We start from the raw sequence: 23,436 nt of genomic DNA on the forward strand, positions 1-23,436 counted from the left end.
ACAATGAAAACCAACGCCCCGGGGCAACCATGCCGAAGAGGCCACGCGGCATGCCCTGTGGGACAACAACGAGACAGAAATCGTTATATTTTCAGTGGCTTGGAAAACTGTTCTCAGAAAAGTTTTCAAGAAAGTTATCCACATGCAAGAACACTTATTATACAGCCGAAAATGCACAATAACTTATTGTTTTTATTGAATTCAATTATATTCATCCAACGCTTGTCCGTAGCTTATTCAAACCTTTATCCACAGCTGACAGACAGGGAACGGGCAAAAGCCGGTCAGAAATCATCCGCCCGCTTTTGTGGCGCAGTTGCCAGCCCCTGGCCGCCACCGGACTGGCTGGCCTGCTTCTCCAACTCCACCGCCACCGCGTTGGTGGACTTGGCAAAGCGTGCCAGCAGGTTGTACAGCACCGGGATGATGAACAGGGTCAGGGTGGTGGCGAATACCAGCCCGCCCAGGATCACCACACCGATGGAAGCGCGGCTTTCAGCTCCGGCACCGGTAGCGATCACCAGCGGTATGGCGCCAAACACCGTCGAAATGGTGGTCATCAGTACCGGCCGGAAGCGCAGGATAGCCCCTTCAAGGATGGCATCCCGGACTTCATAGCCCTTGTCCCGGAGCTGGTTGGCGAACTCCACGATCAGGATGCCGTTCTTGGCCATCAGCCCCAGCAGCATGACGATACCAATCTGGCTGTATATGTTCAGGCTGATGCCGGCCCAATACAGCGCAAACAGCGCGCCGGTGACCGCCAACGGGACCGACAGCATGATGATCAGCGGGTGTATCCAGCTTTCGAACTGCGCCGCCAGCACCAGGAAGACGATGACGAAGGCCAGCCCGAAAGTCAGGTAAATGGCCGCCGAGGAGTCCTGAAATTCACGGCTGAGCCCCTTGTAGCTGATGCGGGCCTCCGGGGGCAGATTATCCACAGCCAGGTTATTCAGGTACGTCAGGGCCGAGCCCAGATCGTAACCGTCGGCGAGCGAGCCGCTGATAACCACCGCCGGCAAGCGATCAATGCGCCGCAGGTCGGGATTGGCGCCGATTTCACGCACCGACACCAGGGCTTCCATGGGAATCAGCGCACCGCCCTCACGGGGGCGGAGGAAGACCTGGCCAAGGTCCTCAGGCGTGGCGCGATCGGCATCCGCCGCCTGCACAATAACGTCGTATTCCCGACCGCGATCGACATAGGTGGTCACCTGGCGGGACGCCAGCATGGTCTGCAGGGTCAGCCCCACATCCTCCACCGTGATGTCCAGGTCCGCCGCCCGTTCGCGGTCGATATTCACCCGCAACTCCGGCCGGGTCAGCTCGAAATCGGTCTCAAGATTCAGCAGGTCCGGATTCTCCTTGGCCCGTTCCAGCAGTTCCTCACTCCAGGCCTGGACCGATTCATAGTCCGGACCACCAACCACGATTTCCACCGGCTGGTTGAACCCCCGCTGCCCCAGCCCCGGCGGATTCACCGCCACGGCGCGGATGCCGGGAATACCGGCAAGCTGGCCCCGGAGTTCGCTGGTGACCTGTTGTTGCTTGATATCCCGCTGTTCCCAGGGGGTGAGCCCCATGATCAAGAAGGCATTGTCGGCCTCATTACGGAACCCGACGATAGAGAGCAGACGATCGGCAATTCCCTCCTCCAGGTAGGGTAGCAACTGTTCTTCGGCCTTTTTCACGTGATGATCGGTGTATTCCACCGTCGATCCCCGGGGTGCGCTGACCGGCATGATTATCACGCCACGGTCTTCAATCGGCGCCAGTTCCTGGGGCAGCTTGGGAAACACCACCGCAATCAGCACCATGCCCACCAGCCCGAGGCCAAGCAGCAAACCCGGCTGGCGCAGGGAGAACCGCAACATGCGCTCATAGCCCCGGGTGAGGCCATTCAACACTTTCTCAATGGCGCTCCAGAGCCGGTGACCCTCCTCGGTTTCCGGGCTGTGTTTCAGCCATTTCGAGCACAGCATCGGGGCCAGGGTCAGCGCCACCAGACTGGACACCACCACAGCGGCCGCCAGGGTAAAGCCGAATTCCGCAAACAGCCGGCCAATGTTCCCGCCCATAAACGAGATGGGAACAAACACCGCGACAAGCGTGAGAGTGGTGGCTATAACCGCAAACGCCACCTGCTTGGCGCCACGGTAGGAAGCCAGCAACGGCGGCTCGCCGTCATCAATACGGCGCTGGATGTTCTCTAGCATGACGATGGCATCGTCCACCACCAGACCGATGGCGAGGATCACCGCCAGCAATGTCAGCACGTTGATGGAAAAACCCAGGGCGCCCAGACCGATGAAGGCGCCGATCACTGCCACCGGGATGGTTACGGCGGGGATCAGTGTTGCCCGCCAGGATCGCAGGAACACGAAAATTACCAGGATCACCAGCGACACCGCGATGGCCAGGGTGATCATCACTTCCTTGATGGAGGCACGGATGAAAATGGATTCGTCGTAGCTTTCGGCAATGGTGATTTCCGGCGGCAGGGTCTCGCGGATCTTCTCCAGTTCCTGCTGCACCAGGTCCGACACCGCCACGGTGTTGGCCTTGGACTGCCGGATCACCCCCATGCCAATGGCGGTCTGGCCATTGGCCCGCAGGCGGCTGGTGTCCGATTCCACCCCCATCTGGACGTTCGCCACTTCACCAAGACGCAGGAGGTCATTGCCATCGCGGCGGATCACCAGTTCGCGGAACTCTTCCACTGTGGATAACCGGCCTTCGGCGCGCACGGTGAAGTCGCGGGTGGCGGACTCCACCGAGCCCGCCGGCAGTTCCACATTGTTCGCCCGCAACGCGCGCTCCACTTCCGCCACGGTAATATCGCGGGCCGCCAGCCGCTCCCGGTCCAGCCAGACACGAATGGCGTAGCGGCGTTCGCCGCCAATACGCACATCCGCCACGCCATCCAGTACCGAAAGCCGGTCCGCCAGCACACGGTCGGCAAAATCGCTCAGTTCGGCGCTGTCCCAGATGTCACTGCGAAGCGTTATCCACATCATCGGGCGGGCATCGGAATCGGCCTTGCTCACCACAGGGGGATCGGCTTCTTCCGGGAGCTCGTTACTGACCCGGGAGACGGCATCACGGACATCATTGGCGGCAATATCGACGTTGCGGGAGGTGTTGAATTCAATGCTGGTGCGGGATTCACCCTGCTCGGTGCTGGACTCAATGGAACGGATGCCCTCGATACCACTGATCGCGCCTTCGATAACCTGGGTAATCTGGGTATCCACCACTTCGGCGGCCGCGCCGATATAGTCAGTGGATATCGACACCACCGGCGGATCGATATCGGGATACTCCCGCACCGGCAGACCCAGCAGGGCGGCCAGGCCGAAAACCAGAATCAACAGGCTCAGGACGGTGGCAAAGACCGGGCGTTTGATCGATACATCGGACAGGATCATGGATTACGACTCCAGCGATGTGGCAAAGCGGTTGTCCGGAATCGCCTTGTCGTCTTCCACCACCTCGATGCGATCGCCGCTGCTGAGCCGGTCCTGGCCGGTGATGATGACCGGATCATCCGCCGCCAGCCCGTCCGACACTTCCACCCATCCCGGCTGACGTGAACCGAGGGTCACGGACACCCGGCGCGCCTTGCCATCTTCGGCAATGAACACATACTTGTCGGCGCCGCGCATCAGCACCGCCTGTTCCGGAATCACCAGGGCCTGGCGCTCACGCAGGGTCAGGCTGGCTGACATGAACTGGCCGGGACGGAGTTTGCCGTCAGGGTTATCGATCAACGCCCTCACCGGCAGGGTGCGGCTCAATTCGCTGATGCGGGTACCCAGCTCCACCAGTTCACCACCGAAGTTTTCATCCGGGAAGGCAGGGGAACCGCCCACTACCGCCTGACCGAGGTTGATCTGCCCCAGAAACCGTTCGGGAATGGCAAAACCCAGCTCCATACGATCAGTGGAGTCCAGGGTCGCAACAGCAGTGCCGGATTCCAGGTAAGCCCCCAGGCTGATATCACTCAGCCCCACGACACCGCTGAACGGAGCCGTGATGCGATGATTATCCAGACGGGTTCGCGCCGCTTCCAGTTGGGCCTGCGCCACGTCCAGGGTGGTTCGCAGTTCATCCACCTGAGACTGGGAAATGCTGTTGTTTGAACGCAGGCTGCGGGCCCGGTCATATTGGCGCCGCGCATCCGCCACCTGGGCTTCGGACACCCGCACGTCCGCCCGCGCCTGGCGATCGTCCAGGCGAAGTAACAGATCGCCCCGGTCTACCCGCTGGCCGCTGCGCAGGTTCAGCTCCACCACGCGGCCACTGACCTCGGTGGTCAGTTCAACGGCTTCCAGCGCTTTCAGGCTGCCCACTGCATTAACCCGGTCCCGAACGGTTTCCAGACTCGGTGTGGCGATATTGACCACGCTTGCCGGGCGGACCCGTTGATCGCCGCCGTCCGGGCCCTGATCCATATAACGGTAGGCAAAGACCCCACCGACTGCTACAGCCACCAGAACCAGCGCGATCAGCCATTGCTTCAGCATAAGTGTCTCAATCAGTCTTTATCGTTTTTGGTGATCACCAACACCACTTCCCCTACATCCATCCCCCACTTACTCATGGTGGTCTGGTTGATGAGCGTGTCCGGTGTCACCAGGTACATCCAGTCGTCCATGCGGACGTCGATGGTGCCATCGCCGTAGGACACCCGTAATACATAGTTCATGTGAATGGCGTTACCCCGCCACCGCATAGTGCCAGGCTCCACCACGTCACCGGCATCGGCATGGTAGCCGTCGTTGGACGGCGTCAGTATCCAGGTCCGGGTCTGTACCTCGCCATCGTCAAAGCGGAATACTTCATCCAGCGTGCCAACGCCCTCGGCATCCCAGTTGGCATCAATATCCGCGTCAAAGGTACGGATGACGGCACCCGACCAATCCTTGACCACACCCCGTGCGGAAAGTTCGCCATTGAAAAAGGCCTCGGGGACCAGTTGAGGTTCGCGACCGCTGTATTCGTCCAGCGATGGTCCGGCACAGCCGGCCAGAACCAGTACCGACAACAATAACCACAAGGACACCCGCGGGCCAGCCTGTTCAGCCGAAGGTCTGGGTATTTGCATGACTTTTACACTCCCGAAACAGAATTCATTCGCACGTTATCTTCCTGAAAATACGCCCATAGCCAGGTTTTCGATCAACCCTTCATGAAGCCCGGCACCGGCATCGTCATTTCAGCCAATTGTCCTTTCTGACAGTCGGGCAGGCGGTTTTCGTCAATGGAACACCCGTTTGAATGCCGTAAAACATTTCCTATCGGAGAGCCTGTTGCCCTCCACCCGATTCCCTGACAGGACAGAGGTATTGTTATGCCGGTTTACAAGGCGCCCCTGCGCGACATGAAATTTCTGCTCAACGACGTGTTTGACTACCCGGGCCATTACGCCTCACTGAAGAGCGGTGAAAACGCCACCCCGGACATTGTTGAGGCGATTCTCAGCGAGTGCGGCAAGTTCTGCGAGGAAGTCCTCAGCCCGCTGTACCAGCCCGGCGACGAAGAGGGCTGCAAGCTGGAAGACGGTGTGGTCACCACGCCAAAAGGCTACAAGGAAGCCTACGAACAGTACGCCATGGGCGGCTGGCAGGGCCTCTCCGCGCCGGAAGAGTACGGCGGTCAGGGCCTGCCGGCTTCCATGGGTCTGCTGAAGCAGGAAATGATGGGCACCGCCAACTGGCCGTTCTCGATGTATCCGGGCCTGTCCCTGGGCGCCATGAACACCATTTACCTGCATGGCTCCGAGGACCAGAAACAGACCTACCTGACGCCGCTGACGGAAGGCCGCTGGGGTGGCACCATGTGCCTGACCGAACCCCAGTGCGGTACCGACCTGGGCCAGGTGAAAACCAGGGCCGAACCCCAGGCCGATGGCAGCTACAAGCTCACCGGCACCAAGATCTTCATTTCCTCCGGTGACCATGACCTGACCGAAAACATTGTCCACATCGTGCTGGCCCGGCTGCCGGATGCGCCCAAGGGCACCAAGGGCATCAGCCTGTTCATCGTTCCCAAGTTCCTGCCGGACGGCAACGGTGGTGTCGGCGAGCGCAACGGCGTGACCTGTGGCAGCCTGGAAAAGAAAATGGGCATCAAGGCGTCCGCGACCTGCGTGATGAACTTTGATGACGCCTCCGCTTTCCTGATCGGGCCCGAGAACGAAGGCCTGAACTGTATGTTCACCTTCATGAACTCCGCCCGTATTGGTACCGCCATCCAGGGCGTTGGCCCAGCGGAATTGTCGTACCAGTGGGCACTGGACTATGCCAAGGAGCGTCGCTCGATGCGTGCGCTGTCCGGCAAGAAAGATCCTGAACATGTCGCTGATGCACTGATTCACCACGCCGATGTACGCCGCATGCTGCTGACCCAGAAAGCCATCGCCGAAGGCGGACGCGGGATGCTGTACTACGCGGCCCGGGTGGCGGATCACATGGTGGAAGGTTATGCGGAAGGTGATGAGAAAAAAGCCGACAAATACGACGACAAGCTCGGCTTCCTGACCCCGATCCTCAAGGGCTTCCTCACCGAACTGGGTAACGAGGCAGCGAATATTGGCATGCAGGTCTTCGGCGGCCACGGCTACATCCGTGAACACGGTATGGAACAGATTGCCCGCGATACCCGGATTGCCACGCTGTACGAAGGCACCACCGGCATCCAGGCACTGGACCTGCTGGGCCGTAAGGTGTTGCTGATGACCCAGGGCGGGGCGGTACGCGAGTTCACCCTGATCATCGCCAACTTCGCCCGCAAGCACCTGACCGACAAACGCCTGCGGCCGTTCGCGGTGGAACTGCTGAAGCTCACCGCGCAATGGAACCTGCTGACCGTTCGCCTGATGCTGGCGGCACGCAAGGACCGGGATGTGGTCAGCTCCGCCGCCCACGATTTCCTGATGTACAGCGGTTATGTGTCCATGGCCTACATCTGGGCGCGTCAGGCGGCAGTCGCAGCCGACAAACTGGACAACGGCGGTGACGAGTCCGAGGAATTCTACAAGGCCAAACTGGCCACCGCGGAGTTCTATTACGAACGCCTGTTGCCCCGCGCACAGGCCCACGCTACCAGCATGCTCAGCCCCAGTAAGAACCTGATGCAGCTGGATGCCGAGCATATGGCATTCAACGGCTAGCGTTGATTACCATTCCCGCTACTAACCATTCCCGCGACTAGGGGGCCAGGGCTCGCCGCCCATCAGCCCCCACGGCGGGAGCCTTGGAGTAACTGCTCAAGTGGACGCGGACAGCGCCTTTTCCAAGTATCCCGTCAGTTCACCAGTATCCAAGTACTCCGAATCTGAACGAACACCATCCGACGCATCGGGACGATCCGCGGTGGGCGATTGAACCAAAGCGTGACTCATATGAGAACTATTATCATTGATATTAAAGAGTGACACTTATAAACTCAGCTGCCTTCCCCACCCGTATTCAAGGTTACCCACATGCTGGATTTGAGTCGCGGTACCCCATCGCCTTTTGCCCATACGGCCACTCGATACCTGGCCTGATGATACGACAGCCCCATGACACCATTCATTACCCCCTGTGCCTATCCACTGACCCTGCCATCTGGATTTGACCAGTACTGGTGTAAGTACAACCGGGATGGCTACAGGGACAGCCTGTACCCTACCCTGGGCATTCCTTTTCCAGCCTCGTTGAATCGTGCTGTCGCCAAACGCAGGGCGGAGTTTCTCGCAGGTCGATATTGCGCCCGCAAGGCACTGTCGGCACTGGGCCTTGGTAGAGAGCCGGTGGAGATCGGGCCACACGGATGTCCGTTATGGCCCCGCGGCGTCAAGGGATCGATCAGTCACAGCCGGGCCTGGGCATGCGCGCTTGTCAGCACCGATCCCAAAACCCGGAGCATCGGAGTCGACATTGAAAACATCGTCAGCGAGGAGACGCTGGAACAGTCCCGTGACCTGGTTCTGGTCAGAGAGGAACACCGCTTGCTGGGCTGTGACAACCTGAATCCCAGAACGGTCTTCACTCTGCTCTTCTCGTTAAAAGAGAGCTTCTTCAAGTCCGCCTACCCACTGGTCGGCCACTATTTTGACTTTGATGCGGTTACCGTCGTCCACATTGATACTCACAGGCAAATCATTTCCTTCCAACTCAACGAACAGTTGCACGCCCAACTCCCGAAGTACACCGACTTCCAGGCTCATTACCGCTTTCTGGATGAAGACACCCTGGCCACGTTGACCCTGTTACCTGGCCGCTCCTCCTAACTCAAACCAGCGTCCGGGGCCGGGGTTACTTTCGGTTTGGCATTACGGCAAGTCCACGGCACGCCAGGGCCGCAGATCGCCACCGGCATGCCACTCCCAGGTGAAGTCAGTAAACGAACGCCGCTTGCGGGGACGGTTCTTGCGCGGGTCCGGGGTGCCCACGGAGAGCACCCCCACGATGCTGTCCTTCTCCGCCAGCCCCAGCCGCTCCCAGACTGCCGGATGGCGCTCCACCGAATGCCAGATCGCGCCGTAGCCAAGGGCGTGGATTGCCACCAGCATCTGCTGGCAGGCGGCCGCGGCGGACATCTGCTGCTCCTGGTCCGGCACCCGGTGGCCGGCCACCACCTCGGCGCAGACGAAGAGCATCATCGGCGTAGCGGCGATCTCGTCAACGAAGGCCTGCAGGTCGTCGGCGCTCATGTCCCGGCCGGCGTACAACTCCCGCACCAGCCTGGCAAGGTCAGTCATGGCCTCGCCCCGCACCACCACGAAACGCCAGGGCCTCAGGTTGCCGTGATCCGGCGCCGAGATTGCCGCCTGCAGGATGGTTTCCAGTTCCCCGGTGGTCGGTGCCGGGTGGCGCAGCAGGCTGCGCACGTAGGAACGGCGGGTCATCAGCGCCTCTATGGCGCCCATGTCGGCCTGCCCGGAATCCGGGCAGTGATCGTTGTCGCGGGTCAATGGCATGGCAATCCAGTCAGGTTCCCGGTTGTTCCGTTACGCGTTCGCGCAACTCTTGTGGTGATAGCTCCGGCGGATGCGGTGACGAGTCCGGTGGGGCGTTATAGGGCACCAGCTGGCCACTGTCCAGTTTGTAGACCCGGTCGGCCAGTGCAAAATAGCGGTCATCGTGGGTGATGGCGACCACCGTCTTGCCCGCCGCCTGCAGCTCCGGCAGGATCTCCCGGTAGAACACCTCCCGGAACGTCGGGTCCTGGTCGGCGGCCCACTCGTCCAACAGCAATACCGGCCGGTCCTCCATGTACAGCAGCAGCAACGCCAGGCGCTTGCGTTGCCCCTGGGACAGGGCGGTGGTGGACAGGCGACCGTCCCGCACCTCAACCTTGTGGTCCAGCGCCAGGCGCCGGAGGTAGTGCTGCACCCGCTCGTCCACCCCGGCATCCCGACCCTCGGCGTCCAGCACATCGGCGAACAGATAGAAATCGGGGAAGATGGTGGCGAAATAGCCCCGGTGCCGCGCCGCAGTCGTCTCATCCAGGGTTTCACCGTTAAGGGTCAGCCGGCCTTCGGTGGGCAGGTAGAGGCCGGTCATCAGCTTGCCCAGGGTGGACTTGCCGCTGCCGTTGCCCCCCACCAGAAAGATCAACTCGCCCCGCCGGATATGCAGGTCCAGCGGTCCCAGGTGGAACCCTGCTTCGTCCCCCTGACCCGGGTAGCGGTAGCCTGCTCCCTCCAGGCAGAGTTCCTGGAACGGCGGCAGTGGTTCGCGCTCATCGGCCTCTGAGAAATCCTCGGCGGGCCCCAGGCCCAGCCGGTCGATGGCCCGCAGCGCCACATTGCCACGAATAATGGCGGGTACCGCGTCCAGGATCATGGCGATGGGGGTGCGCAGGAACATGATGGCAAGTACGTAACCCACCAGAACGTCCCGGCTCACCAGCCCCCAGCCCATACCGGCAAAGAACACCGCGCCCAGCAACAGGAACACCAGCACCGTGGTCCAGTTGAGGTTGATGGCCCACAGCGCATCGGCACGGCTGGCGGCCTGCATGGACTCCCGCGCCGTGGGTTCAAGCCGGCGCTGGAACAGGTAACGCCGGCGTGACCGGCTCAGGCCCAGCTCGTTGCGCCCCTCGATGGTGGCCTCGAAGTGCTCGAACAGGGTGTCGTCCAGGTCCCGTACCCGGCCCATCAGGCGCTTGACCAGCCGCCCCAGCAGGATATCCCCCCAGACACCGAGGGCGATGACCACCTGGGTAACCAGAAACAGGGGCAGGTTCAGCCAGGCCAGGTAGGCCATGCCGGCCACCAGCAACAGCCCGTTGTACAGGGAAATCGGCAGCTGCTTGAAGGCCGCCGCCACCATGGTGACGTCGCGGGTCAGCACGTTGTACACCAGCGGCCCACCCAGGGCCTCCAGCCGCGCCAGGGAGGTTCCCAGCACCTGGGCCACCAGCTTGAGACGGAGCTGGTACACCAGGCTGTGCCCCAGCCGCACCAGCAGCACCTGGGAACTGACGCCGCTGACGAAAACCAGCACCACCAGGCCGGCAAACAGGGCCAGCGACTGGCCGGTGTCGGCCATGCCGGTATCCAGGGTCTGGTTGATATAGGCGATCAGCCCGATGCCCGCCGCGGCGCTGATGCTGCTGGCCAGCACCGCCAGCGCGATTCGCCAGCGCACCTGGCGCAGGAATGTCATCATCAATGTCATGAAACCACTTCCGTATTAACCGGTATCGAGAGCAACTGGTCCAGCAGCTGCCCGTGCATGTCCGACGAGGCCAGGATGGACACATGGTCCGCCTCAACCGTGGCGCTCCGCACCTCGCGGGTACTATACGCCTGCCAGGCCCGGGGATCACACCGCCCGTCGCGGCAGGTCCACACCCAAAGCGGCAGGTCTACCCTGGGGAGAGCCACGCCGTACATCAGTTCCTTGAACCGCCAGCGAACCATCACCCGCTGGCGAATCCAGTCTTCCGGTATGCCATCACCCAGCGCCTGCCGCAGCTCGGCGGACACCAACGCCCGTTCCACCGCCGTGGCATAGTCGCAGCCGGCTACTTCCCGGGCCAGGGCCTGGCGGGAGCCATCCGGCAGGGCGATCTGGTGACTCTGGCAATAGTAGTCCAGATCCGCCAGCAATTGCCCCGACTCGTCTCCGGCCCCCTGCAGGGTATGGTTGGGGTCGTAGTCCAGCAGGGTGAGGCTGTGTACCCGGAAACCCCTGGCCTGCAACCGCTCGGCCAGCAAAAGCGCCAGCCGCGACGCCAGGCTCCAGCCCACCAGCACCAGCGGGGTGTCCCGCAGGCTCTCCGGTATCGCCGCTACATAGCCGTCCAGCACCTCGCCCAGGCGCTCGGGACAGCTGTCTTCCAGCGCAGCGCCATCGGCGGCCAGCCCGTGGAGCCGGACCTTGCCCTGGAGAGCGTCGATCAACGGGCGCAGGGTGAGCAGGTGGCCGGAAACCGCGTGCAGTAGCACCACCGCCAGGTCGCCCTGCGCCTCGCCGTAGGTCAGCCAGCGCTGGTTTCCATTGCCCTGCTCCACCCGGCCGGCCAAAGCGCGGACGGTCTGGGCCTCGAACAACAGGGTGGTGGGCAGCAGCCGCTCCAGCCGGTCCCGCAGGCGGGCCACCACCTTGATGGCCGCCAGCGAATGGCCTCCGATGTCGAAGAAATTGTCGGTCACGCCAATATCGTCCTGTCCCAGCACGTCCTGCCAGACCGCCAGCACCAGGCGTTCCAGCTCGTTCTGCGGCGCCACCCGGACCCGTTGTGCGGCACGGCGTGCCAGCTCCGGCAGGGCCTTGCGGTCCACCTTGCCGTTGTCGTTCAACGGCAGTGCCGTCACCACCAGGATGCGGGCCGGCACCATGTAGTCCGGCAGCCGTTGCGCCAGGTCTTCCCGCACTTTTGCGGGATCTGGCACGGGTTCCGGGGCAGAGCCCGGCGAAACCTGGCCGCCGGTGACCAGGCCCAGCAAGCAGGCCTGCTCGCCCTCCCCGTCCAGCACCGCCGCAGCCTGTTCCACGCCCGCCGTGGCCTGCAGGGCGCGTTCCACTTCTTCCAGTTCGAAGCGGAATCCCCTGAGCTTCACCTGATGATCCCGCCGGCCCAGGATACGAATGGCGCCGTCGGCCTGCTGCAACGCCAGGTCACCAGTGCGGTACAGGCGGCCACCCCCCGCAGGGTTGGCCGTGTAAGCCTGGGCGGTGGCCTCCGGGTTGCCCAGGTAACCCCGGGTCACGCCCGGGCCGCTGACACAGAGTTCCCCCACCTGGCCCCGGGGCACGGAACGCCCCGCCGGGTCCAGCAGGTAAATCCGGTTGTCGCCGATCGGATCGGTCAGGGCAGTTTCCTGGCATGCCAGGTCAACCTCCGACCACAGCACCCCGACGGTGGCTTCGGTGGGCCCGTAATGGTTGTACACGGTGCAGCCCGGCGCGGCGGCGGACAACTCCCGCAACAGGGCGGTGCCGACAGGCTCACCCCCCAGCACCAGCCGCTGCCTGGGCAGCAGCGCCGAGACGGACTGCCCGGTGAGCAGCGCCTCCAGGTGGGACGGCACGATCTTCAGCACATCCAGCGGCCAGTTCGCCTGGTAATCGGCAAACGCCTGGCCGTCGGTGACCGTGGCCCGGTCCAGCAGGTGCAGGCAGCCGCCCCGGAGCCAGGCGGGAAACAGTACCGTGTTGCCCAGGTCCGCCACCAGTGAGGACACCAGGCCATAGTGGCCGCCCTCGGGCAACGCCAGGGCCGCGATGGCGTGGGCACAATAATGGTTCAACTGGGCGTTTTCCACCTGCACGCCCTTGGGCTGCCCGGTGGAGCCGGAGGTATAGAGTACGTAGGCCTGGTGCGAAGGCTCGCGGGTTACCGGCGCCAGTGCCCCGGTGCATGACCGGGCCCGCGACCAGCTCAGGGTCTGCCAGGGCCCTTCCAGCCCTTGCGTGAGGGCGGCAGCGTCGGTGTCGTCATCCGCTACCAGCAACACCGCTGGCCGGGCGTCCCGCAGTATGGTCTCCAGTCGCCGGGCGGGCTGCTGCGGGTCCAGGGGCAGGTAGGCCGACCCGGTTTTCAGCACCGCGAGCATGGCCACCACGGCCTCGGGCCCCCGGGGCAGGCAGAGGGCAACCAGCCGCTCGGGGCCGGCGCCAGCAGCCTGGAGGGCCGCGGCCACCCGCTCACTCTCGTTGTCCAGCTCGCAATAGCTGTACTCGCGCTGACCAGCACGCAACGCGACGCGTCCGGGGTGGGCTGCCGCCTGTTCGCGGAACCCGCCAACCACATCCGCCACCGCATCAGCCCTGGCGGTCGACGGCGGTAATGCCCCGCTGGCCATATCTTCGTCGTCCAGCAACAGATCCAGTTCCGCCAGGGCTGTCTCCGGGTACTCCAGTACCTGCTCCACCAGCCGTAGCAGTCGTGCCAGCAGGCGTTCCATCTGGGCCTGGCGGTACAGGCCGCTGTCGAAATCCAGGATCAACTGGCCGTCGCCCTGCTCGGTGTGGACGGCCTGCAACAGCAGTTCACAGGGACTGGTGGGGGTATCGGTCTGCAACGCCTGGCGGTCCGCCTGCGTCCGCCACAGCATGCCGGCCTGGCGGCTGGGCTGCGACAGGGGCTGCACCTCCGCCAGGCTGGCGTATTCCTGCCACTCCGGCAACGCCTCCAGGCCCGTTTTCAGCTCCCGCGCCAGGCCTCGCAGGGATTGCCCTGCGCTGCCGTGGCAGGCCAGAGGCAGGATCTGGCCGAACAGGCCGATGCTGGGGGCGAGTTCGTCATAGTCGTCGCGGCAGTCATGCTGCCAGCCCAGTTGCAGGGCGTGACTGCCCCTGAGCCGGCCCAGGAGCGCTGCCCAGGCCGCCAGCAGGGGCGTCGGCTGCGGGCAGTCCCAGGCCTGCGCCAGGGTCGCCAGCCGTTGCTGCAAGTCGGCAGGCCAGGAGCACCGCGCCCGCCCGAAGATACCGGCGGGCTCACCGTAGATTTCCGGCAGACGCCCGCCGGGCAGGCGCTCCAGGCCCTGGTTGCGCCAGAACTGGGCGCCTTCGCCGGCGTCCTCGTCGTCCGCCTGCAACTCACGAATCCAGGCAACGTATTCCCGATACTGCATGGGGGGCTCATCCGCCGGCACGGCATCGCCGGCACGCAGGGCGTCGCGCAGCCGCAATAGGCTGGCATCGTCCACCGCCAGGGGCGAAACTCCCAGCAACAGGCGGCTGCCGCCCCTGGCATCCTGGTACAGCCAGGCCAACAGGTCCGGCTGGTGTTGCGCCACCGCGTCCTCCGCGCGGGCTCGCCAGAGCTGGGGTTCGGTGCCCTCTCCGGCACCGCCGACCCTCCAGTCCAGCCGCAGGTCTTCCGGCGCTACTACCTCCTGGCGCAGCCCGGTCCAGCCCCGGGCCTGGCGGTAGCGGGTACGCAGGGCTTCGTGGCGTGTAATAGACCGCCCCAGGGCCTGTTCCACGTCCCTGGCTTGCAAGCCCTCGCCCAGGCCCAGCCACACCCACCGCAATGGCGGGGCGGTCTCGGCCAGCATTTTCTGTTGCGGTGACAGCGGTTCACCTGTGGCAACGGAATTCATGTCTGTGGCTCCTCAATGACGTGAGTTGCGGATGGCTCGTCGGTGGCCCTGGGTGCCGCCACCTGGTCACGGCGGTAGATGTCCCCCATGGCCACCGCGATCCGTCGTTCCCCTTCGAACGGGTCGCGGGCATGGGCCGCCAGCATGTTGTCCAGCATCACCACGTCGCCCGCCTGCCAGTCAAAGCGCACCGCGTGATCTTCGTAGGCCGCGCTGATCAGTTGGATGGCCTCATCTTCCAATGGCTCGCCGTCGCCGTAACAGACATGGCGCGGCAGGCGTTCCTCGCCTCCCCCGTCCAGCAACTGCGCGCGCACGTCCTCCTCAAGGAAGGCCATGTGGTAGAGCTGGATCTGGTTGAAAAAGCTCAGTTCCCCGGTGGCCGGGTGACGAATGACCGCTGGCCCCCGCTGGCGGGTGTGCAGGGTGTCGCCCTCGCCCCATTCGAACTGGATATCCCCCTCGCGGCAGATGGCCTCCACCTCGTCCCGCCGCTCGGTCCTGAAGAAATGCTGCCAAGTGACGTCGATCTGACCAGTAAAGTTGCGGATATAGAGCAACTGCCTGTCCTGCAGCTTGTCCCGCAGCCAGCCCGGCAGCGCCCGGTACACCTGGCGGCAATCGACAATCGGGGTGGCGCCGCCCACCGGCGCCGGCACCTCGCAGTAGAACCACTGTCGCCGGGGCCAGCGGTGCTGGTGGGCGCTCTCGTTATGGAACAGGATCATGCGGTCATTGGGATAGGGCGTGGACCGGTAGATCTTCTGCCCCACGTCCTTCTTGGGCAGGTCGCCGTACTGGCCATACAGCTCGGGATGGAGCGCCTGGCAGAATCCCTCGAAGTCTACCGGTGTCGGCAGCTGGAACCCCCGGAACAGAATACCGCCGTGCTCTCCCAGCCACTGCTCCACCTGTGCCCGGTTGGCGCTGGCCCAGGCGTGGGGGTCCAGGTCGGCCTCGCGGCTTTCCACCAGCAGGGGAAAGGGCTGACCGCTGTTCAGGGGACGGCAGTCCACCGGCGCGCGGTCGGCGACCGGGGGCTGACGCTTGAGCTTGCCAAGCTTGGACAGCTTACGCTGTTTTTGCGTGGATGAAGTCATGGATGCCTTACCTCTGGCGTGCAGGTCAAAGTCGGTTAAAGAGGTGTCCGGTGCGGCCAGGGCCTGGGCCAGGATATCGCACAGGCCATCCCGCAGCCGCTCGATGGTGGCGCGGCGGAACAGGCTCGGGCGGTAGACCCAGCGCAATTGCAGGCCGGCCTCTTCCTCGCTGGCGAACAGCGCCATATCGAACTTGGAATGGTGCTGGGGGGTGGCCCGTGGCGTCACCTCGATGTCCGGCAATCGCTGTTGCTGGCCGGGCGTGTTCTGCATCACCAGCAGCGCCTGCAGCAGCGGATGGACATTGCCCTGGCGGGGCTGGCCCATGGTCTCCACCACCCGGTCGAAGGGCACGTCCTGGTGGGAAAACGCCTCCAGGCACACCTGTCGCACCTGTTGCAGGTAACCGGCAAAGGAAGTGTCCGGTTGCGGTTTCAGCCGCAGCGCCACCAGATTGACGAAGAAGCCGATCAGCGCCTCGGTGTCGGGGGTATCCCGGTTGGCGACGTCAGTGCCGATGACCAGGTCCTCGCTGCGGGTTTCCCGGTGCAGCACCAGGCCAAAAGCCGCCAACAGCACCATGAACAGGGACGCGCCCTGATCTTTTGCGAAGGCCTGCAATGCCTGCCACTGCTCCCCCTGCCACTGGAAGTCCACGGCGTCGCCCCGGCCATCGTCCCGCTCCGGCCGCGGGAAATCGAACGGCAGCGCCAGTTGTGGCGGCATGCCGGCCAGTGTCCGGCGCCAGAACTCCAGGCCCTGACGATGCTGCTCCCGGCGCTCGTCCGACACCTGCCAGGCGGCATAGTCGGCATACTGGATCGTCAGGGGCGGCATTTCACCGGCTGGTCCACCACCCGCCTCGCCATAGCAGGCAATGACCTCGTCCAGCAGCACCGTGGTGGACCAGGCGTCGGAGGCGATGTGGTGCTGGATGAACTGGCAGACGAAGTCCCGCTCGCCACGCCGGTACAGCCGCACCCGCAGGGGCGCCTCCCGCTCCAGGTCGAAGGGATGGCAGGACGCCGCCGCCAACAGGCGCTCCAGATCGGCATCCACCGCCCCGGGCGGCAGGTCGGTGGTGGCAAAGTCCGGCGGCAACTGCGGGTGGATACGCTGCACCGGCTCGTCACCCACCTGGTGGTAGGTGGTGCGCAGTATCTCGTGGCGCTCGCTGACCCGCTGCAATGCCTGCCGCAATGCCGCCGGGTCCAGGGCGCCGCGCAGCTCCACCGCAAACGCCATGTTGAAGCTGGCATCCCGGGGGTTGAGGTGCTGCATGAACCAGACCCGGCGTTGGGCATCGGACAGCGGCAGATCGCCATCACGCGGTGCCCGGGGAATGGCGGCCCGCTGTACGGCGGCGGATTGAACCCGGGACAGCGCCCGCGCCTGCGCCGCCAGTACCGGCTCCTCGAAAAACAGTTTCAGCGGCAGCTCCACGCCCTCGGCCCGCAGACGTGAGCGAACCTGGGTCGCCTTCAGGGAATGACCGCCCAGGTGGAAGAAATTGTCGTCCGCCCGCACCTCATCGATGCCCAGCACCTCGCACCAGATGGCCGCCAGGTATTGCTCGGCTCCGTTCAGCGCGGCGGCGGGGGCGGTGTCCTGGCGGCTGCCGCCGTCTGGCTGCGGCAGCGCCTTGCGGTCCACCTTGCCGTTGCTGTTCAGGGGCAGCTCGGTCATCGGCTGGTACCAGGTCGGCACCATGTACTCCGGCAATCGTTCCGCCAGATGGGCGCGCAGTCCGGCGGCATCCACCTGGCAACCGTCCCGGGTCACCCAATAGACGGCCAGTGCCGCCTGGTGGACCACCACTGCCGCCTGGCGCACCGACGGGTGCTGCTGCAGGGCGGCCTCGATCTCCCCCAGTTCCACCCGGAAACCGCGAACCTTGACCTGGCCGTCAGTACGGCCCAGGTACTGCAGCTCGCCGCTGGCCAGCCAGCGGGCACGGTCGCCGGTGCGGTAAAGCCGCCCCCCGGCCGGACCGAAGGGATCGGGCAAAAAGCGCTCAGCGGTGAGTGCCGGCTGGTCGGCGTAGCCACGGGCCAGGCCCTCCCCAGCGATGTACAGCTCTCCGGCGACACCCACCGGCACCGGGTTGAGCCGGTCGTCCAGCACGTGACAGCGGTTGTTGAGCAGCGGCCGGCCAATGGACAGCACGCCGTCCGCTACCGCCCCGGTCACCGGGCTGGAGGAGGACCACACGGTGGTCTCGGTGGGGCCATAGACGTTGATCACCTGCCGCGCCGCGCTGGCCAGGCGTTTGCCCAGTTCCGCCGGCAGCGCCTCGCCACCAGTCAGGGCCACCACCTCCGCCAGGTCGCCACCGTCGTCCTCCAGCAGCAGGCTCCAGGTGGCCGGCGTGGCCTGCACCAACTGGACCTGCCGCGCGCGGATCAGCGCCAGCAACGCTTGCGGATCGTGACGCTGGTCGTCGTCCGCCATCACCACGGTGCCACCCCGCACCAGCGGCAGGCACAGCTCCAGCCCGGCGATGTCGAAGGTGATGGTGGTGAGGGCCAGGTAACGGGTCACTTCCTCCAGGGGCAGGATGCGTTCCATGGCCACCAGGAAGTTAGCAAAGCTGCCACGGCTGATCTGCACCCCCTTGGGCCGGCCGGTGGAACCGGAGGTGTACAGAGTGTACGCCAGCTGCTGCGGCTGCGCCGGTGGGCAGTCCGGCACCCCGGCCGGCTGCAGTGCCAGTTGCAGTTCCAGCTCGGACCAGACCAGGGTACGGCCGGCGGTGCCCGCCACACCCTGGCGGGTCTCATCGGCACACAGACACAGGGCCGGTGCGGCCTGTTGCAGGATATAGCCGTTGCGCTCGGCGGGATGGGTCGGATCAATGGGCACATAGGCCAGGCCCGCTTTCTGGATGCCCAGCAGGCATATCAGCAGGCGCTCATCCCGGGGTAGACAGAAGGCCACCGGGGTTTCCGGCGCAATGTCCTGGGCCAGCAGCCAGTGCGCCAGGCGGTTGGCGGTGTGGGCCAGCTCGCCGTAGCGCAGCTGACGGTCGCCGCTGATCACCGCGATCCGGTCCGGGTGGCGCCGGGCACGCTCGTCGAAACGGGCGACGAAGTCTTCCAGCTCCGCGGCCGGCAGGACCTCGCCGGCTTCCGGCAGCGACCCGGTGGACGCCAGCGGCAGGGATTCCAGGCGATGTTGCGCGCCTTCACCAAAACTCCGCAACAGCTCGACGTAATCCGCCACCAGGGTGGCCACGGTCGCCTCCTCAAACAGCGCCGGCGGATACTCCACCAGCAGCGTGGTGCTGTCATCGCCGCCGGAATCCTGCTGTTCGAACAGGTTGAAGGTCAGGTCGAACTTGGCGCTGACCCGCTCCAGCGTCAGCGGCTCCACGGCCAGGCCAGGCAGTTCGATGCGCCGCTCGCCGCGGTGGTCCTTCTGGTAGTTGAACATGACCTGGAACAGGGGGGAGCGGGACAGGTCCCGTTCCACCGCCAGGGCATCCACCAACTGTTCGAAAGGCAGTTCCTGGTGCGCCAGGTCCTCCTGGTGCTGGCGTCCCAGTTGTTGCACGTAGTCCGACAGGGCTTGCTCCGGCCGCAGCCGGCTGCGGTGGACCAGGGTGTTGACGAACAGGCCGACCAGCTCCTGGCTGTGGGGATCGTCCCGCCCGGCCACCGGTACCCCGACGGTGAAGTCTGACTGGCCGCTGTAGCGCCACAACAGTACCTGGTAGGCGGCCAGGTAGACGGTAAACGGCGATACCCCGAGACCGCGGGCCAGCCCGTTCACCTCGCGGGTCACCGCATCCGGCACGGAGTGCTCCAGCCGCCGGCCCTCGCTGGTCTGGTGGGCAGGTCTGGGGTGGTCCAGCGGCAACGGCAGGTCGAAGTCGGCGCCCGTCAGCCGCTCACGCCAGTACGCCAGTTGGGCATCGGTGCGCCCGTCCGCCACCGCCTGGTGTTGCCGGACCGCCAGGTCGAGAAAGTCCACGGTACGCTCGGCATCGTCCAGCGGGCGGTTCTCCACCGAGGCCTGGTAGGCCGCCACGAAATCCCGCACCAGCAGCGCCATGGACCAGCCGTCCACCGCGATGTGGTGCACATTGATCAGCAGCCGGTACTCCTCCGGCCCGACGGGAAACAGGTCCACCGCCAGCAGCGGCCCCTGTTCCAGGTCGAAGGCCCGGCTCGCGGCCTGGGTAGCCGCCGCCTGCCAGTCAGCGCCCCGGTCGGGATGGACCTGGAACAACGGCGATACCTCGTCCGCCACCTGTTGCCAGACCTGGTCGTCCCGCTCGAAGAAGCGACAGCGCAGGGACTCGTGACGGCGCACGAGAGCCTCGCAGCTTTGCCGCAGCGCCGCCACGTCCAGCCGTCCGGTCACCGCCAACAGTTGTGGGACATTGTAGGCGGCGCTCTGCGGGTCGAGCTGCTGCAGGAACCACAGGCGGCGCTGGGCCGGGGACAGTGGCTGTGGCCGCGACCGCTCGACGCGGGGCGGAAGCCCGGCGTCAGGCGTGTTCGTCGGATCGGCTTCCCCGGCCATCGCCCGCAGGCGGCCGTCCGCCATGACCTGGCGCGGGGTCAGCGGCAGCCCGGCCTGGGCCGCCAGCGCGATCAGTTGCAGGCTGAGGATCGAATCACCGCCCAACTGGAAGAAATCGTCGTCCGGCGTTACCTGCTCCACGCCCAGCAACTGGCGCCAGAAGTCGGCCAGGCGGGCTTCGGTAGCGGTCAGTTCACGGGTGGCTTCCGCCGGTTCGGCGGACTGCTCACCCGTCTGGGGATCGGGCAGTGCCTGACGGTCCACCTTGCCATTGGTGTTAAAGGGCAGGTGCTCCATCAACTGCCAGTGGGCAGGCACCAGGTAGTCGGGCAGCTGCTCGCGCATCCGTGCCTGTAATCGGGCCAGGTCCGGGGCGGTGTCGGCGGCCTGTACATAGGCCACCAGTTGCTGGCCCCGGCCCAGGTCGCGGGCAAGCACCGCCGCCAGCGACACCTCGGGTTGCAGGTTAAGCCATTGCGCGGCCTCGCCGGGTTCCACCCGGTAGCCACGGATCTTCACCTGATCGTCCACCCGTCCCAGGAATTCCAGTTCACCCCGGGGGTTGATGCGCACCCGGTCGCCGGTGCGATACCCGCGGCCGCTGCCGTCCGCCGCCGGCAGGAAGACGCCTGCGGTCAGGTGGGGCCGGCGCCAGTAGCCCAGGGCCAGTTGCGGTCCTTCGATGTAAAGTTCCCCGCTGGCGCCCCGGGGAACCGGGTTCAGGTCTTCATCCAGTACCCGCAGCCGGCAGCCCGGTAACGGCGAGCCCAGTGGCAGGTAGGGGGTGGCCGTGTCCGCCACGGGTGTCTCGACGGTCTCGACGGCATGGCTGCAGACCCCCACGGTGGCCTCCGAGGGGCCATAGTGGTTGACGATACGCAGCTCCGGCGCCAGTTCGCGTACCCGCACCACCAGACCAGCATCCAGACCCTCGCCCCCCAGCACCAGGGTGTGCCGGGGCAGCAACCGCCGGGGATTCTCCACCGCCAGCAGTCCCTTGAGGTGGGACGGCACGATCTTGAGGCAATCCACCGGCTCGCTGTCGAGGTAATCCGCCAGGGCCGGCGGGTCGAACGCCCAGGCCGGGTCCGGCAGTACCAGGGTACCGCCCTGGTGAAGGGCGCCGGCCACCGAGGTCAGCCCCAGGTCCGCCGCCACTGTCGCCGGGGTGCCATGGCGGGCGCCCACCGGCAGTTGCAGGCGTTCGGTCACGGCCGCGGCGTAATGGCTCAGGCTGTGGTGGCTGACCACCACCCCCTTGGGCCGTCCGGTGGAGCCGGAGGTGTAGATCAGGTAGGCCGCCTGCCCCGGTTGGCTGCGGCTTTCTTCCCCCACACCCTGTTCGGGGGCGGCGTTATCTGCCGACCCCGGCCACTGGTCCACCCGCAGCGCCGGCCGACCACCGGCCACATCCAGGGGTGCGGCCAGTAGCACCAGGGCGCAATCGCTGTCCTCGATCAGGTCCGCCAGGCGCTGGGCGGGCAAGGCCTGGTCGAGGAACACCACCACTGCCCCCAGGCGCCAGCAAGCCAGCATGGCGGCAACCTGCACCGGCGTGCGAGGCAGGCACAGCGCCACCCGGTCGCCCTCGCTCATGCCCGTCAGGGCCATGCGCTGCGCCAGGTTGTCCACAGCGCCGATCAGTTCGCGGTAGCTGTAACGGCCCTCGGGGGCCACCAGGGCACAGGCGTCCGGCTGTTGCCGGGCCAGGCTCGCCACCCGCCGATCCAGCGGGCACGGGGCCCGGGCCAGCGGAGCCGTCGCCAGCTCGCTGACACCATGACGCCAGTGCAACTGGGACAGGCGTACCCCGGGCTGTTCCAGAGTCTGTTGGAAAATGTCCTGCAGGTGCGCCAGCATTTGCTCGACAGTAGCCCGCTCGAACAGTTCGTCGCTGTATTCCAGGTCCAGTCGCAGGCGGCCATCCCCCTGCTCCAACAGGCGCAGGGTCAGGTCGAAGCGGGCCTGGTGCCGTTCCGGCTCCACCATCTCCACCGCCACGCCCGGCAATTCGAACTGGCGGCTTTTCGGCAGGCTGAGCTGGACGTACATCACCCGGAACAGGCCCTCGCCCCGGTCGCGGTCCAGCAGCGCCGGCAGCTCCTCGAAGGGCACGTCCGGGTTGTCGAAGGCCGCCGCGGTCACTTCCCGGCTGCGGACCAGGGCGTCGCGGAACGACGGATCACCGGTGAGGTCGTGGCGCATGACCAGGGTGTTGAGCAGGGGGCCGATCAGCGGCGCCAGTTCCTCCCGCTGGCGGTTGGCGATGGAGGTGCCCAGGCAGATATCCCGGTCGTGGGAGTATTTCGCCAGCAGCCAGGTAAAGACTGTCTGGCCGTATATATAGAGGGTGGTGCCCAGCTCCCTGACCGCCCGCTGGATGCCGGCACTGAGTTCCGCTGGCAGTGGCCGGCTCAGGTTGCCGCCGCTGAACCGGCGCTCGGCGCTGGCCGGACGGGGCCGGTCGGTGGGCAGGTTCAGCGCCTGTGGAGCATCCCCGAGTACCTCGCGCCAGTGTTCGCACTGGTCCCGGTAGTGCTGGCTGGTCATCCACTCCCGTTGCCAGAGGACGTAATCGCGGTACTGGATAGGCAGTTCCGGCAGTTCGGCGCGACCGCCCTCCACGGCCGCCTGGTAACAGGCGGCCACTTCCTGGTTGAGCTGCTGCGCCGACCAGGCATCGAAGGCGATGTGGTGGATGGTGAAGAACAGCCAGTACTCACCATGACCGGTATCGAAGAAGCGCACCCGCAGCGGCGGCTCTTCGCGGAGGTTGAACCTCTGGTCGAGCTGGCGGTGGTACTCGGCCTGGCTCCAGGCCCCGGTATCGCCATCGGCCACCCGGACGGGCTCCACCTCCAGCGGTGGCAACAGGTCGTCTTCCACCCGTTGGCAGGGCTCGCCATTGGCATCGCCGGCAAAGCGGGTGCGCAGGATCTCATGGCGATCGACCACCTGGCGCACCGCCTGGTTTAACGCCTCCAGGTCAACCTTGCCGTGAAAACGCAGCACCGAACACAGGTTGTACAGGGCACGGCCACCCAGCTCCTCGGCCGCCAGGAACCGCCGCTGGGCCAGGGACAATGGGTAATGTGCCGCCGCCTCGCGGGGCCGGGCCACGATGGGCAGGCGCCAGGGATCGATCCCCTGCTCCGCCAGGCGTTCCCGGAACAGCCGGCGCTTCTCCTCGGGGAGCGCCGCCAGCCGCCGCGCAATCTCCGTAGCGTTGGATTGGTTCATTGTCGCTCCCTCCGT

Annotated in this window: 9 protein-coding genes; 2 read left to right on the top strand and 7 right to left on the bottom strand. The window is 65.3% G+C overall.

What is annotated here, in order from left to right; translation table 11 throughout:
- Positions 1-284 precede the first annotated feature (284 nt).
- From ACJO3M_RS12095 to ACJO3M_RS12105, 3 genes are read right to left on the bottom strand one after another with little or no spacing between them, the layout of a single operon-like run.
- A complete protein-coding gene (locus ACJO3M_RS12095) occupies positions 285-3,431 on the bottom strand; it encodes an efflux RND transporter permease subunit (protein ID WP_407001610.1) in 3,147 nt (1,048 codons plus the stop codon).
- A 3-nt stretch (positions 3,432-3,434) separates the two neighbouring features.
- Entirely contained in the window at positions 3,435-4,529 is a 1,095-nt protein-coding gene (locus ACJO3M_RS12100) for an efflux RND transporter periplasmic adaptor subunit (RefSeq protein ID WP_407001611.1), read from the bottom strand.
- A gap of 11 nt (positions 4,530-4,540) precedes the next feature.
- Positions 4,541-5,110 carry a DUF3833 domain-containing protein gene (locus ACJO3M_RS12105; protein WP_407001612.1) on the bottom strand — a complete coding sequence of 190 codons (570 nt, stop codon included), beginning with the start codon at positions 5,108-5,110 and terminating at the stop codon, positions 4,541-4,543.
- Positions 5,111-5,356: 246 nt separating this feature from the next.
- On the opposite strand from ACJO3M_RS12105, the gene ACJO3M_RS12110 reads away from it, so the two are divergent.
- A complete protein-coding gene (locus ACJO3M_RS12110) occupies positions 5,357-7,177 on the top strand; it encodes an acyl-CoA dehydrogenase C-terminal domain-containing protein (protein WP_407001613.1) in 1,821 nt (606 codons plus the stop codon).
- Positions 7,178-7,570: 393 nt separating this feature from the next.
- Positions 7,571-8,281, top strand: a complete 711-nt coding sequence (locus ACJO3M_RS12115) for a 4'-phosphopantetheinyl transferase family protein (RefSeq protein ID WP_407001614.1) — start codon at positions 7,571-7,573, stop codon at positions 8,279-8,281.
- A gap of 42 nt (positions 8,282-8,323) precedes the next feature.
- Here the strand turns inward: ACJO3M_RS12115 and ACJO3M_RS12120 are convergent, their stop codons facing one another.
- From ACJO3M_RS12120 to ACJO3M_RS12135, 4 genes are read right to left on the bottom strand one after another with little or no spacing between them, the layout of a single operon-like run.
- Complete coding sequence (locus tag ACJO3M_RS12120) at positions 8,324-8,971, bottom strand: nitroreductase family protein (RefSeq protein ID WP_407001615.1); 648 nt, start codon at positions 8,969-8,971, stop codon at positions 8,324-8,326.
- Between the two features lie 10 nt (positions 8,972-8,981).
- Positions 8,982-10,679 carry a cyclic peptide export ABC transporter gene (locus ACJO3M_RS12125; protein ID WP_407001616.1) on the bottom strand — a complete coding sequence of 566 codons (1,698 nt, stop codon included), beginning with the start codon at positions 10,677-10,679 and terminating at the stop codon, positions 8,982-8,984.
- Positions 10,676-14,554, bottom strand: a complete 3,879-nt coding sequence (locus tag ACJO3M_RS12130; protein WP_407001617.1) for a non-ribosomal peptide synthetase — start codon at positions 14,552-14,554, stop codon at positions 10,676-10,678. The genes ACJO3M_RS12125 and ACJO3M_RS12130 overlap by 4 nt, the downstream gene beginning before the upstream one ends.
- A complete protein-coding gene (locus ACJO3M_RS12135; RefSeq protein WP_407001618.1) occupies positions 14,551-23,421 on the bottom strand; it encodes a non-ribosomal peptide synthetase in 8,871 nt (2,956 codons plus the stop codon). Before ACJO3M_RS12135 ends, ACJO3M_RS12130 begins: the two co-directional genes overlap by 4 nt.
- Positions 23,422-23,436 lie beyond the last annotated feature (15 nt).

This window comes from Marinobacter alkalisoli, from assembly GCF_045449795.1.
Lineage (GTDB): Bacteria > Pseudomonadota > Gammaproteobacteria > Pseudomonadales > Oleiphilaceae > Marinobacter.

What these genes read in the sequence shown, in the direction of transcription:
- ACJO3M_RS12105 (WP_407001612.1), bottom strand. Translation starts at nt 5,110, where the DNA reads ATGCAAATACCCAGACCTTCGGCTGAACAGGCTGGCCCGCGGGTGTCC.
- ACJO3M_RS12120 (WP_407001615.1), bottom strand. Translation starts at nt 8,971, where the DNA reads ATGCCATTGACCCGCGACAACGATCACTGCCCGGATTCCGGGCAGGCC.
- ACJO3M_RS12095 (WP_407001610.1), bottom strand. Translation starts at nt 3,431, where the DNA reads ATGATCCTGTCCGATGTATCGATCAAACGCCCGGTCTTTGCCACCGTC.
- ACJO3M_RS12110 (WP_407001613.1), top strand. Translation starts at nt 5,357, where the DNA reads ATGCCGGTTTACAAGGCGCCCCTGCGCGACATGAAATTTCTGCTCAAC.
- ACJO3M_RS12125 (WP_407001616.1), bottom strand. Translation starts at nt 10,679, where the DNA reads ATGACATTGATGATGACATTCCTGCGCCAGGTGCGCTGGCGAATCGCG.
- ACJO3M_RS12135 (WP_407001618.1), bottom strand. Translation starts at nt 23,421, where the DNA reads ATGAACCAATCCAACGCTACGGAGATTGCGCGGCGGCTGGCGGCGCTC.
- ACJO3M_RS12100 (WP_407001611.1), bottom strand. Translation starts at nt 4,529, where the DNA reads ATGCTGAAGCAATGGCTGATCGCGCTGGTTCTGGTGGCTGTAGCAGTC.
- ACJO3M_RS12115 (WP_407001614.1), top strand. Translation starts at nt 7,571, where the DNA reads ATGACACCATTCATTACCCCCTGTGCCTATCCACTGACCCTGCCATCT.
- ACJO3M_RS12130 (WP_407001617.1), bottom strand. Translation starts at nt 14,554, where the DNA reads ATGAATTCCGTTGCCACAGGTGAACCGCTGTCACCGCAACAGAAAATG.